General features: G+C 72.4%; 10 protein-coding genes. 5 read left to right on the top strand and 5 right to left on the bottom strand.

Annotated elements, in window-relative coordinates; genetic code table 11:
• Nucleotides 1-3: 3 nt before the first annotated feature.
• Together ACZ4M5_RS15450 and arfA are read right to left on the bottom strand one after the other, a co-directional pair.
• On the bottom strand, nt 4-1,362 hold the full coding sequence (locus ACZ4M5_RS15450; RefSeq protein WP_467736889.1) for an ABC transporter substrate-binding protein: 1,359 nt from the start codon (nt 1,360-1,362) through the stop codon (nt 4-6).
• A 56-nt stretch (nt 1,363-1,418) separates the two neighbouring features.
• Entirely contained in the window at nt 1,419-2,924 is a 1,506-nt protein-coding gene (gene arfA, locus ACZ4M5_RS15445) for an arabinosylfuranosidase ArfA (RefSeq protein ID WP_467736887.1), read from the bottom strand.
• Nucleotides 2,925-3,219: 295 nt separating this feature from the next.
• On the opposite strand from arfA, the gene ACZ4M5_RS15440 reads away from it, so the two are divergent.
• Both ACZ4M5_RS15440 and ACZ4M5_RS15435 read left to right on the top strand, forming a co-directional pair.
• A complete protein-coding gene (locus ACZ4M5_RS15440; RefSeq protein WP_467736885.1) occupies nt 3,220-4,293 on the top strand; it encodes a LacI family DNA-binding transcriptional regulator in 1,074 nt (357 codons plus the stop codon).
• Between the two features lie 55 nt (nt 4,294-4,348).
• On the top strand, nt 4,349-5,212 hold the full coding sequence (locus ACZ4M5_RS15435) for a GNAT family N-acetyltransferase (RefSeq protein WP_467737368.1): 864 nt from the start codon (nt 4,349-4,351) through the stop codon (nt 5,210-5,212).
• A gap of 50 nt (nt 5,213-5,262) precedes the next feature.
• On the opposite strand, the gene ACZ4M5_RS15430 is transcribed toward ACZ4M5_RS15435, so the two are convergent.
• Nucleotides 5,263-5,832, bottom strand: coding sequence for a hypothetical protein (locus tag ACZ4M5_RS15430; protein WP_467736883.1), 570 nt, complete (start codon nt 5,830-5,832; stop codon nt 5,263-5,265).
• A 200-nt stretch (nt 5,833-6,032) separates the two neighbouring features.
• Here ACZ4M5_RS15430 and ACZ4M5_RS15425 point away from each other — a divergent pair, with 200 nt between their 5' ends.
• Nucleotides 6,033-6,662 (top strand): dienelactone hydrolase family protein, encoded by a 630-nt coding sequence (locus ACZ4M5_RS15425; protein ID WP_467737366.1) that lies wholly within the window; start codon nt 6,033-6,035, stop codon nt 6,660-6,662.
• A 49-nt stretch (nt 6,663-6,711) separates the two neighbouring features.
• On the opposite strand, the gene ACZ4M5_RS15420 is transcribed toward ACZ4M5_RS15425, so the two are convergent.
• On the bottom strand, nt 6,712-7,044 hold the full coding sequence (locus ACZ4M5_RS15420) for a nuclear transport factor 2 family protein (protein WP_467736882.1): 333 nt from the start codon (nt 7,042-7,044) through the stop codon (nt 6,712-6,714).
• A gap of 332 nt (nt 7,045-7,376) precedes the next feature.
• On the opposite strand from ACZ4M5_RS15420, the gene ACZ4M5_RS15415 reads away from it, so the two are divergent.
• Nucleotides 7,377-10,913 carry an AfsR/SARP family transcriptional regulator gene (locus ACZ4M5_RS15415; RefSeq protein WP_467736880.1) on the top strand — a complete coding sequence of 1,179 codons (3,537 nt, stop codon included), beginning with the start codon at nt 7,377-7,379 and terminating at the stop codon, nt 10,911-10,913.
• A gap of 83 nt (nt 10,914-10,996) precedes the next feature.
• On the opposite strand, the gene ACZ4M5_RS15410 is transcribed toward ACZ4M5_RS15415, so the two are convergent.
• The gene (locus ACZ4M5_RS15410; protein ID WP_451879494.1) at nt 10,997-11,191 is read right to left on the bottom strand and encodes a hypothetical protein; all 195 of its coding nucleotides are present in this window, start codon (nt 11,189-11,191) and stop codon (nt 10,997-10,999) included.
• Between the two features lie 514 nt (nt 11,192-11,705).
• Between ACZ4M5_RS15410 and ACZ4M5_RS15405 the strand changes: the two genes are divergently transcribed.
• The gene (locus ACZ4M5_RS15405) at nt 11,706-13,010 is read left to right on the top strand and encodes a helix-turn-helix domain-containing protein (RefSeq protein ID WP_467736878.1); all 1,305 of its coding nucleotides are present in this window, start codon (nt 11,706-11,708) and stop codon (nt 13,008-13,010) included.
• Nucleotides 13,011-13,073: the final 63 nt, after the last annotated feature.

Raw genomic sequence — 13,073 nt, 5'->3', positions numbered from 1 at the left:
GCCTCACTTCGCGTACTTCTGCTTGTTGTCGGCCAGGATCTTGTTGGCGGTCCGCACGCCGTCGGCCAAGGCGTCCCCCGGCGACTGCTGGCCCAGGACGGCCTTCTGGACGGCGAGTTCGAGCGCCTTGCTCTGCACGTCGCCCAGGCCGGGCAGGGCCGGCAGGAAACGGAAGACGTCGACGTCCCGGGCGAGCGGGGTCTGCGGCAGGCGGGACACCTCGGGGGTGGCGCGCACGCTGTTGCGGGCGGGGATCATGCCGGCCTTGGCCCACTCCGTGGAGCGCTCGCTCATGTAGTCGATGAAGAACTTCGCTGCCTGCACCTTGTTCTTGTCGCGTCCGGCCTGGGACGTCAGGACGAAGTTGTGGCTCGCCGTCCAGACGGCGGGCGTCGGTCCGATCGTGGGCAGGGGGGACATGTCCCACTTGACCTTCCCCGCGGTCGACTTGAGGTCGTTGATCTGCCAGATGCCGTCCCAGGTGAAGCTGACCTTGTCGTTCTTGAAGGCGTTGTACTGGGAGTCCTGCGCCACCCGGGCGGGGCTGTAGCCCTTGCGGATCTGCTCGGTCATCCAGGCAAGCGCCTCCTCGCCGGCGTCCGAACCCCACAGGGCCTCGGTGCCCTCCGCGTTGTACAGCTCGCCGCCGAACTGCCACAGCAGGCTCATGAACATCAGGTGTGCCGGCCACTTGTTGGGCATCCAGAAGGGCTGGGCGACGCCGGCGGACTTCAGTTCCGCGAGCGCGTCCTCGTACCCGGCGCGGTCGACCGGCGCCTTGTCCAGCCCGGCGCGGGTCAGGTGCCGCACGTTCCAGTAGTCGGCCAGGCAGTGCACGTCGAGGGGAACGCTGTAGCGCTTGCCGTCGTAGAGGCCGGCCTGCCACACCGCGGGGATGAAGTCGGACTCGCTCAGCTTCAGGGCGGAGACCACGTCGTCCAACGGCATGAGCGTGCCGCGCACCGCGAAGGTGGCGATCTGGTCGTTGTGGATCACGGCGATGTCCGGCCCCTTGCCCGCGCTGATGGCGGTGGGCATCGCCGGGTAGAGGTCCTCCCAGCGCCGGGTGGTGTTCTTGACGGTGATGCGGCCCTCGTACTTCTTGTTGAACGAGGCCAGCATGGTCTGCATGTGCGGGCCGTCGCCGCCGGTGAAGCCGTTCCAGTACTCGAGGGTGACCTTCGGGCCCTTGTACTCGTCGCCGTTGAAGGTGGGGGCGTCGTCGGTGCCGCCCTGTCCTGCGCCCACCTTCGTGCCGCCGCCGCACGCCGTGAGGACACCGGCCGCGGTGACACCGGCCGCCGCGCCGAGGAACGCTCTGCGGTGGACGGGGGACGAAGGTGAGGTGGTGCTGCGCGTCATTCTCTGCTCCTGAGGTGGGATGCGGTGTCGTGAGGGCGGTGCTGCCCGAGGAGGGCTCAGGCCGCGGAGAGGCGGATCATGCTCCAGCTCACCGGGGGGAGATCCGCACTCAGGACGTGGTCGTCGACCTTGGTGCCGCTGACCTCCCGCGGCCGCACCCGGTCGGGGGCGGACTCGGTGTTGGCCGCCGTGCGGTCGGTGTCGTGCAGGACGACGTGCTCCGCGACGCGGTGGCGGGGGAAGGCACCGAGATCGACGGAGAGCGCCAGTTCCTCCCGGGCGCTGCGGTTCACCGCGAACAGCACGACCTCGCCGCTCTCCTCGTCGTGGGTGGCGGTCGCCCACAGGGCGGGAACGGGCCCGTACTTGGCCGTGTCCACGAGCGGGGAGTCCGGTTCCACACGCAGCACCGTCCCGCGGGCGTGGCGGGCCGTGCGGGCGAACGGGTGGAAGATCGTCTGGCGCCACGCGGGACCGTCGGGCCTGGTCATGATGGGCGCGATGACGTTGGCGAGCTGGGCCTGGCAGGCCGCCCCCACGCGGTCGGCGTGCCGGAGCAGGGTGATCAGCAGGCTGCCCACGACGACGGCGTCGGTCACGTCGTAGACGTCCTCGATCAGTTCGGGCGCCTCACGCCAGGGCAGGGAGGCCTCGCCGCCGAAGCGGTGCTGGTACCAGACGTTCCACTCGTCGAAGGACAGTTTGATCTTCTTGCCGCTGCGCACCCGCGCGCCGACGTGGTCGGCGGTCGCGGTGATCGCGGTGATCATGCGGTCCATCTCCTCGCCGCTCGCCAGGAAGGAGTCGACGTCACCGTTGTCGGGCTGGTAGTAGGCGTGCAGCGAGATGTAGTCGACGAACTCGTAGGTGTGCTCCAGCACTGTCGCCTCCCACGCGGCGAAGGTGTCGATGTGGGCGTTGGAGCTGCCGCAGGCGACCAGGTGCAGATCCGGGTCGAACCGCTTCATGGCGCGGGCGGTCTCCGCCGCCAGACGCCCGTACTCGTGCGCGGTCTTGTGGCCCATCTGCCAGGGGCCGTCGAGCTCGTTGCCGAGACACCACATGCGCACGTCGTGCGGCCGGTCCACGCCGTGGGAACGGCGCAGCTCCGACAGGGCGGTTCCCTGCGGGTAGTTGGTGTACTCCAGCAGGTCGAGCGCCTCCGCGACGCCGCGGGTGCCGAGGTTGAGGGCCATCATCGGCTCGACACCGGCCTTGCCGGCCCACGCCATGAACTCGTTGAGGCCGAAGGCGTTGCTCTCCAGGCTCCGCCACGCCAGGTCCAGCCGCCGGGGCCGCTCGGACACCGGCCCGACCCCGTCCTCCCAGCGGTAGTTGGAGACGAAGTTGCCGCCCGGGTAGCGCACGGTCGTGACCCCGAGCTCCCGCACGAGGTCCAGCACGTCGGTGCGGAACCCGTCCTCGTCCGCGGCCGGATGCCCGGGCTCGAAGACACCGGTGTGGACGCACCGGCCCATGTGCTCCACGAAGGAGCCGAACAGCCGGCGGTCGACGGTGCCGACCTCGAAGGCCGGGTCCAGGGTGAGTCGGGCTGTGACCATGCGGGAGAACTCCTGGGGTGTGACGAAGGGAAGCCGGACACGGCCGCCGTCCGTTCCCCCGCCGTGGGAGGGCGGAACGAGGCGACCGCGACGCACACACGCCACCGGTGCGCCGCTTGTGGGAGTACGATTACATCGTTGAAACAGCGTCGTAAAGTGGTTGGACGTCAGTTGCTCGAATCGTGGCCGCGACGCGAGGCGGGGCGCACGGTGCCCGGAGCGATCAACCCCTGTGCCAGGGTGGTGCTCGCCGCGTGAGTGAGAGCGCCCCGAGAGGCGCAGTGGAGGTGATCTGGTGGCAGCCAGTCTCAAGGACGTCGCAGCCCTGGCCGGAGTCTCGGTGAAGACCGTGTCGAACGTGGTGAACGGCTACACCTACGTCGCCCCGCCGACCCGGGAGAAGGTCGAACGCGCCCTGGCGGAACTGGACTACCGCCCGAACCTGTCGGCCCGCAACCTGCGCCAGGGACGCACCGGCGTGGTCGCCCTCGCACTGCCCGAACTCGATGCCCCGTACTTCGCGGAACTGACCCGCTTCGTCATCGACGCGGCGACCGAACGGGGCTGGACCGTGATCATCGAGCAGACGGACGGCCGGCCGGAGCGCGAACGGCAGGTCCTCGGAGGGATCCGCGAGCAGCGCATCGACGGCCTGATCTTCAGCCCCATCACGGTGGGGCGGGACGAGCTGGCCGACCGCGACGACTCCACCGCGCTGGTCCTGCTCGGCGAGCGCATCTTCGAGGGCCCGACCCACCACGTCGCCATCGACAACCAGCGCGCGGCGCGGGAGGTCACCGAGCACCTGCTGTCGCTCGGCCGCACCCGCATCGCCGCGATCGGGCGGCAGACCAGCCTCAACGCGAACACGGCCCATCTGCGTCTGGCCGGTTACAAGGAGGCACTGGCGTCAGCCGGAATCCCCTACGACGAAGCGCTCGCCCCGCCGACCGACTCCTACCACCGCCGGGACGGCGCGCAGGTCATGGAGCGGCTCCTGGCCCTGGGGGAACCGCCGCAGGCGGTCTTCTGCTTCAACGACCTCCTCGCGCTCGGCGCCCAGCGCACCGCCCTCGCCCGGGGTCTGCGCATCCCGCAGGACGTGGCGGTCGCGGGCTTCGACGACATCGAGGACGGCCGCTACAGCACGCCGACGCTGACCACCGTCTCCCCGGACAAGGAACAACTCGCCCGGGTCGCCGTCGAGATGCTGGAGCAACAGATCTACGGCTCCCGGCCCACGGGAAGCCGCCCGCTTCCGCGGGAGGTCACGGCGGCGCACAGGTTGCTGGTGCGCGAGAGCACGAGCGGACAGGGCGCGTCTGCTGCGGAGTCGCATGAGGCGGGGCTGGGTCGCCGGCTCTCCTGACACCGAAAATCCGGTGGGCTCCTGTCCGTGTCGCAGGTACTCTTCCGCGGTGGATATGACTGGACAGCCCCTCTTTTGTGACGTCGACCTCGCCGCGCGCATCGAGCGGGCCGAAGTGGAACTCATCTCGAGCGGAAGCGCGGCCGCACATCGTCGTCGGGGGGAGGGGACGGGGTTCCTGAAGCCGGTCATGGGAGGCGTGGCGTCTTTCGCCGAAGACGATTCTCCGCTCAACAAGGTCGCCGGGCTGGGGTTCGACGGCGTGCCGGACGACGGTCTGCTCGACGACGTCGAGCGTGCTTTCGCCGAGCGAGGGGCGCCCGTGCAGGTGGAGCTGGCGCACCTCGGCGACCCGGACATCGGCAGCAGATTGACGGAACGCGGCTACCGGCTCACGTCCTTCGAGAACGTCCTCGGGTTCTCCCTGTCCGCCGGGCACCCTCGGTTCGCGCCCGAGGGAATCGCTGTCAGAACCAGCGGCGACGAGGAGTTCGAGCAGTGGCTCGACGTCGTCGCGGACGGTTTCGCGCACCCGGACACACAAGGAGTCGCCTCGCATGAGGAGTTCCCGCGCGAGGTGATCGCCGCAGCGGTGCGTGACCTCGTGAGTGCGGCCGGAATGAGGCGGTACAGCGCGGTGAGCGAGGGCACGGTGGTGGGCGGGGCAAGCGTCCGTATGACCGACGGGATCGCCCAGTTGACGGGTGCGGCCACCGCACCGTCCCACCGGCGCCGGGGTGTCCAGACCGCGCTGCTGGCGGCCCGGCTCGCGGATGCCGCCGCAGCGGGCTGCGACCTCGCCGTCGTCACGACCCAGCCCGGCTCGAAGTCACAGCAGAACGTGCAGCGTCAGGGGTTCCACCTGCTCTACACCCGTGCCGTCCTGGTGAAGCAGACCGAGACCCCGGCCCGGGCCTGAGGGACGGAGGTCAGCGGACTACGCCGGGCCTTCAGGACGCCGGGCCGCGTCTACCACGCGAGGTGCGCCGCGGTGCGCGCCCGCTCCCACATGCCGGGGATCAGCGCGGCCGGACGCTGCTGCTCGCCGTGCAGGGCATTGAGCACCACCAGGCACCCGGTCAGGGCCGGGACGGCCCACTGCGCGCAGGCCAGGTGGCGGCGCGCCTTGTCGAGGTCGACCGGGTGCTTCCCGGCCTTCTCGACGTCGCCGGGGTCCGAGGAGGACGCCAGCTCGACCTTCTTGCCCATGACCCGGGCGTAGGCGGTCGCGGCCAGGGCCGCGGCGGTGACCACCGTCTTGGCTGCCGTCGAGGCGGTCACACCCTGCTGGGTGGCCACCCGGCTCGCATTGGCGGCGAGCAGTCCGCCACCGCCGAACAGGTGCGCTCCGATCGCGGCGGCGTTGGCCGGCGTCCACTTCGCCCACCCGGCGGAGGAGATCCGGTCGCGGGCCGCCTCGGTGCCGCCTTCCTCCCGGGCCGCTCCGTTGAGGCCGACCGCCCCCATCAACGAGCCTCCGAACCAGGCCGCCAGGCCGAGATCGTGCAGGCTGCGGATGACGGTGTTGCGTTCCGACATGACAGGGCTCCTCGTTCCGGCGGTCACAGGGGGGTGGCCGGGCGGACCGCGGCCACCCGCCCACCTTCGCCCGACCACGGGTGTCCCGCCAGCACCGGCGGGCCAGTCGGGTGCAGGCGGCCGAGGCCCCGCGGGCATGCCGTGCACGGGCAGGTCCAGTCCCCTCGGGGCGGACGGCGGCTCGCGGGAGGCCCCGGGTCATACTCGTACCGGGCGGGGCCGGCCAGACGCCGCCGCCGGAGGGGAGCGACATGACCGGGGTGCTGGTCTTCCACCACGGACACGGGCTGACGGCCGGCGTCCGGCAGTTCGCCGAGCGGCTGCGTCGGGCCGGGCACACCGTCCATGTGCCGGACCTGTTCGAGGGGCGCACGTTCGACAGCCTCGAGCAGGGCATGGGCTACGTCGCGGACATCGGCTACGGTGCCGTCGTCGCGCGGGGGACCGCCGCCGCCGAGGGCCTGCCGGCCGAGCTCGTCCATGTCGGCTTCTCGCTCGGCGTCCTGCCGGCGCAGAAGCTGGCCCAGACCCGCCCCGGGGCGAGGGGCGCCCTGCTGCTGGAGGCATGTGTGCCGGTCACCGAGTTCGGCGACGCCTGGCCCGACGACGTCCCGGTCCAGGTACACGGCATGGACGCCGATCCGTTCTTCGCCGCCGAGGGGGATCTGGACGCGGCCCGGGCGCTCGCGAAGACGGCGGTGGACGCCGAGCTGTTCCTCTACCCCGGCGACCGGCACCTGTTCACCGACAGCAGTCTCCCCTCCTACGACGAGCAGGCCACCGAGCAGGTCACGGGGCGGGTGCTGCGCTTCCTCGACCGCGTCGGGTAGAGGTCGATGCGGGGGGACGGGGCAGCCGGCGCACGGTCGTGCACACGTCTCACCTGTCCGTCGCCGCGTAGTAGCGGTGACACGTGCGCAGCATGCCCTGCGCCGACAGGGTGAAGACGTCCACGAACTCCCGCTGCTGGGGGGCGAGCCGGCCCATCGCGACCACGCAGTTCCCGTCGGCCACGATGCGGGTGATCAGGTGCCGGGCGCCCGGAGGCCGCGGCCGCTCCAGTTCGGCCCCGAGGGTGCCGGTGTCCAGGAGCGAGCCGTAGCCGTCGATGTCCCCGGCGTCGAGGTAGTCGTACGCGAGCCGGACGTGGTCGACCCCCGAGTCGGTGATGACGCGGCTGGTGCCGGGGCGGCGGGGCGGCGGGATGCTCATGACGGGGTCCTTTCGTTCGGCTGCTCCGCGTGAGATCGGTGAGGGGCGGTGCCGTGCCCTCAGCCTCGGGGACACCCGCATCCTGCTGCTATCGCTCCCCTATCACGCGCGATCGCGCCCCGGAAGAGTCGCGCCGGTGAGAGCCGGATTCCGCTTCGGCGCCGCTGCGGCCTGCGGCGACGCGATCGACGCCCGGGTCGACCGGGCGATCAAATCCGGCCAACGACGGTTCATCGTCATGAAATCTCCACACCATGGACAACGCCTGAACGTTTCAGCAAGACTGTGCCCGCTCCACCATCTGTCCAGGTGCGGCTCCTGCTGGGAGACTCATGACCGTTTCGCCCGGCGGGGCTCCGAGCGCCCCCGAACCGGTGGCCTTCTGCATCCTCGGCCCGTTGACGGTCGTCGGCGCGGGCGGGCCCGTGCGGGTTCCGCCCGGACGGCAGGAGATCATCCTGGCGGCTCTGCTGCTGGAGGCGGACCGCGTCGTCAGCACCGACTATCTCGTCGACCTGATCTGGGACGACGAGCCGCCGGACACCGCCCGCACCCAGGTGCAGATCTGCGTGTCACGCCTGCGCAAGCTCCTCACCAAGGCCGAGATCGCCGCGGCCATCACCACCCGCCCGCCCGGTTACGTCCTCAGAACCGGGGGCGAGTCGGTCGACGCCCTGCTCTTCGCACGGCAGGTCGCCGACGCACGCACCGCGGCACGGCAGGGCGATCCGCACACCGCCGCCGACCTGCTGCGCGCCGCCGACGCGTTGTGGCAGGGCCACTGCCTCAACGGCGTGCCGAGCGACACGCTGCGCAGCAAGGCGCTCCAGCTGGACGAGGAGCGGATGACCGCCGCGGAGACCCGTATCGACCTGGAACTCGATCTCGGCCGCCACCATCATCTGGTCGCCGAGATACGCACGCTGGTGCACGTCCACCCGCTGCGCGAGCGGTTGCGCGGTCAGCTGATGCTCGCCCTGTACCGCTCCGGGCGACAGGCCGAGGCGCTGGAGACCTACCGCGCCGGGCGCGAACTCCTCGTCGAGGAACTGGGACTGGAGCCGGGCAGCGAGTTGCGCGGTCTGGAGGCGGCCATCCTGGCGGGCGAGGTCCCGCCGGCGCCCGCCGGTACCGCCGCACGCGCCGACCAGGATCCGCACGGCAGCCGTACGCCGTTTGCCGACAACGCTCCGGCCGCCGGCGGGACGTCGGGCGGAGGGCCGGCCGGAGGCGGCTCGGCCATGAGCGCGGGTGCGGCGCCCTCCTCGCACCGGACCGGGACGAGAGCGGGGGCCGGAGGCGACCCGGCCGGCACCGCCCCCGTGCCGGGCGGTGCCGGCACACTTGTCTCCGCCGCGGCGGGTGACACCCTCCCCGACGTCCGTGGACCGGCGGAGCGCGGCCCGGTCCTTCCCGCCATGCCCGGTCAACGGGAGGCGACCGGCGTGACCGCGGCGGCCTCCGGGGTGGTGCCCGGCACGCTCTCGCCTGCGGTTCGGCGGCCCGGCGCCCCAGGGGCCGGGACAGCCGGGGCACCCGACCCCGTCACCCCGCCCGGCCTGCCCGGAAGCTCCGCCGCACCCCACTTCCCCGCCGACGCACCCCGCGCCGCAGCCGACTCCACCGACGCCTCGACGGGCCGTCCCGCCCCCTCCTTCCCCGCACACCCCGGTGACGAGATCCCGCGGCAACTCCCCGCCGACACCTCCGACTTCGTCGGCGACGAGGGACAGATCGCCGGACTCCAGGCCACCCTGCTCGGCGACGGGCTGCGCCGCTCCGTCGGGCTGGCCGTCATCGTCGGCAAGCCGGGCACCGGCAAGTCCACCCTCGCCACGCACGTCGCCCACCTGCTGGCCCAGCACGCTTATCCGGACGGGCAGTTGTACTGCGACCTGCGTGGTACCACCGGTGCGCCCGCCGCGGCCAACGAGGTCCTCGGGCGCTTCCTGCGGGCGCTGGGCATACCGGGGCCGGTCATTCCCGAGTCCCAGGACGAACGTGCCGAGATGTACCGCACGCTGCTGGCCTCGCGCCGGGTGCTGGTCGTGCTCGACGACGCCGTGTCCGAGAGCCAGGTGCGGCCGTTGCTGCCCGGCAGCAGCCACTGCGCGGTCCTGGTGACCAGCCGCCTGCGGCTCACCGGCCTGCCCGGGGCCGAACGGGTCGAACTGGACGTGATGGACACCGAGCGGGCGCTGGAACTGCTCGCCCGGGTGATCGGCGCGGACCGGGTGGGCCGGGAGAAGCCGGCGGCCGAGATGCTGATCCGTACCGTCGGAGGGCTGCCGCTCGCGCTGCGGATCGTGGCGGCCCGGCTGGCCGCCCGCCCGCACTGGAGCCTGGCGTCGATGGTGCAGCGGCTGGCGAACGAACGGCACCGGCTCGACGAGCTGACGCACGGCGAGATGACCATGCGGGCCAGTCTCTCCCTCACCCATGACGGCCTCGCACCCGAGGACCGCAGACTGATGCGGCTGCTGAGCCTCGCGCAGGCCGCGACGCTGCCGGGCTGGCTGGCGGGTGCCCTCCTGGACGATCACCGCGCCTACCCCTCGGACCTGCTCGAACCCCTCGTCGACGTACAGATGCTGGACGTGGTGGGAGTCGAGTCCACCGGCGGGTTCCGCTACCGCTTCCACGAGATCATCCGGGTGTTCGCGCGGGAGCAGCTCGTCCTGCACGACGAACCGGCCGTGCAGGCGGCGGCCCTGGAGCGGATGATGGGCGGCTGGCTCTCCCTGGCCGAGCAGGCGCACCGCCGCATCTACGGCGGTGACTTCACCGTCCTGCACGGCACGGCGACCCGCTGGGTGCCACCGGAGAACTGTGTCGACGACCTGCTCGTCAACCCGCTGGAGTGGCTGGACAGCGAGCACGCCGCTCTCGTCCAGGCCGTCGAACAGGCGGCGGCCGCCGGGATGGACGAGCTGTGCTGGGATCTGGCCGCCACGCTGGCCACCCTGTTCGAGGGCAAGGGGTACTTCGACGACTGGCAGCGTACGCACCAACTGGCGCTGGACTGCGCCCGCGCGGCCGGCAACACCCGCGGCACGGCGGCCCTGCTGAGCTCCCTGGGAGTTCTGCACCTCGGCCGCAGCCAGCACGAGGAGTCGCAAGGCGCGCTGACGTCCGCGCTGGACCTCTTCCAGGTGCTCGGCGATCGTCAGGGCCTCGCCCTGTGCCACCGCGACCTCGCCCTGCTGGCACGGATGCGCGGGGACGACGACCGGGCGTTGACCCTGTACGACCGGGCACTGAGGGACTTCGACCAGGCCGGTGACGTCGTGGGCCGGGCCATCGTGCTCACGCAGAGCGCGCACATCTGGATGCGGCGCGGACAGACCGCGGGGGCGCAGGCCCGCCTCGACGAGGCCCTCGGCATCTACCGGTCCGTGGGCTACACGGGCGGGGAGGCGCGGACCCTGCGCCGCGCCGGGCAGCTGCAACAGGGGCAGGGCCGCCACGAGGACGCGGTGCGGACCTACACCGAGGTGCTGGAGCTGTGCCGGGACCACGGCGACGTCATCGGGGAGGGACACCTGCTGCGCGATCTCGGCCACGCCAACGCGGAGTTGGGGCGTGATGAGGCGGCGCGGGGTTTCTACACGCAGGCGCTGACGGTGCGCGAGCAGATCATGGACCACGGTGGGGCGGCGCTGATCCGGCTGGACCTGGCGCGGCTGCTCACGGGGAGCGATGCGGCGGCGGACCGGGAGTGGTCCCGCGACCAGTTGAGGAAGGCGACGGCCGCGTTCCGTGAGCGGAGGATGGCCGCGGAGCTGGCGGAGGCGGAGCGACTGCTCGACGCGACGGGGTCCGCTCGCGCGGCGGGACCGGTGGGAGAGAGCTTCACCGTGACCGGGTGACTTCGGTGGCCGCTGCGACTGAGTGGCTGCGGTGGCTGCGGTGATCAGGCGCAGCACCGGCTTCCGGGATCGGGCCGACGCGGTCAGTCCCAGGGGTTGGTGTCACCGGAAGCGGTGGGCGACGGGGTGGCCTGCGGCGTGGTCACACCGGTCGTGCCTGCCGTACCGGAGGTGGTGACGGCCGGGCCGTCGGCCTGTGCGATCTGCGCGCCCAGCAGCGTGGCTCCGGCGACGGCGACGGTGACGAGGGCGGCGCGGAGAGCAGGAGCGACAGTCATGATCAGTGTCCTTCCGGTAGTAGGGCGTCCCCGGCTTCCCGGGGCGCTTCCTTCTTCGTGGGCACCACGCTAGGAACGACCGGAATCCCGGCACCGCCCCCGCCCTTATCGCCGCGCTATCACGCCCCGCGCCGGGGCGGGGACAGCCGGTGATAGCGGGGCGGCGGGCGGACGCCCGCCGCACGATGTCGGCGGGATAGTGCCCTGCGGACGATGGAGGACGGGAACCGGGCCGCGCCGTCCCGTCCCGTCATCGACCACCGTCTTCACCGGGAGCGTCACCATGGACACCCTCGCCACCCGCGCCGCCCGTTCCGCCGGCCCTGCCGGCTCCGCCGGTACCGTTCCCGCCCGACCGGGCGGGACCTTCGGCCGGCCCCACCTCGCCCCCGTCACCCCCGCAGCGCCCGCCGGTCCGGCCGGCGGCCTCGGCTTCCCCCGGGCCGCCTCCCGTCCCGCGGATGCCGCCCTCACCCCTGCGACGCCGGCCCACGGGACGACTGCGATAGGTGCGTTGATCCGCTCGCACCGCCTGCGCATCGGGCTCACGCAGCGGGAACTCGCCGATCTGTCCACGATCAGCGTCCGGGCCATCCGGGACCTGGAGCAGGGCAAGGCGAGACGGCCGCGCTCCGGCACCGTCCAGCTGGTGGCGGACGCGCTGCGGCTCGGTCCGCGCGCCCGGGCCGCCCTGGAGGAAGCGGCCCAGCGGGGCCGCGGCATCGGCCCGGGCCCCCAGGAGCCGACGGCACCGCCGACCGCCCCGCACGCGATGGTGGCACGCGAAGGGGAGACACGGATCCTGGCCTCGGAATTGGCGGAGTCGGGGACGGAACGGCTGGTCAACGTCGTGGGGTTGACCGGCGTAGGCAAGACCCGGCTGGCCCTGGCGGTGGCCGAGCGACTGCACGGTGCGGGCCTGCCCGTGCTCTGGCACGCCTTCCCCGGGCACCGCGGCGAGTACCTGGCGCCCGGGGACACCACTCTCACCGCTCAACTCGCCTCCCTGGCGGGCGAGCTGTTCGCTCGGCACGCCCCGGGCACCGGGACCCCAGCCGTCACTGCCCTGGCCGAACTGGTCGGTGAGGGACCGGCGTTGCTCGTGCTGGACGGCGCTCCGGCCACACCACCCAGAACCGACCGGCTGACCGCGCTCCTGCGCGGTTGCCCGGGGTTGCGGCTGCTCGTGACGTCCGACGCGCCGTGGGGTGTGCCCGGTGAGCGCATCTTCCTGCTGTCCCCGCTGGACGTGCCGGTCGACGGCGCCGGGGTGAGCGACTCACCGGCCGTCCGGCTCTTCCTCGACCACGTGCGCCGGGCCCGGCCCGACTTCACGGCCGCACCCGCGGACATGGCACGGGCCACCGCCGTCTGCCGTCTGCTGGACGGCCATCCCGGGGCGCTCCTCGCGGCCGCGTCCTGGCTGGTGGTGTACGACCTCGCGACCCTGTGCGGCTGCCTGGCCGCGGACCCCGCCGCACTGCTCGACCACCTCGACCCGACGGGCGGTGCGGGCGACTTCCTTACCCGGCTGCACGACCGTCTGGAGCGGTTGCAGGCCGGGCCCCGCGCCCTGCTGGACGCCCTGTGCACGCCGACGGCCACCGGCGGCGCCGTCCCGGGTCAGGGCCACGAGCTGAACGACCTCACCGGACTCACCGGCCTGACTCCTGCCGAGTGCGGCCGGCACCTGCGCGAACTGCTGCTCAGCGGCACGGTGAGCGCGGTGTACCGGGACGGCGCCTCCCGCTTCCACGTCCTGGGCCTGGTCCGCGCCGCCCTCGCCCAGCCTGCCGCGGCAACTGCCCCCGCCCACTGACCTGCTCCCGTATTGCCGGGCCAACTGCCGCTCGGCGGCGCCCGCCAGGGCTTGTATGGCATC

Source organism: Streptomyces sp. NPDC026246, assembly GCF_055567995.1.
Note: the sequence above shows the minus strand (reverse complement) of the source record. Positions and strands in the feature narration are given on the sequence as shown.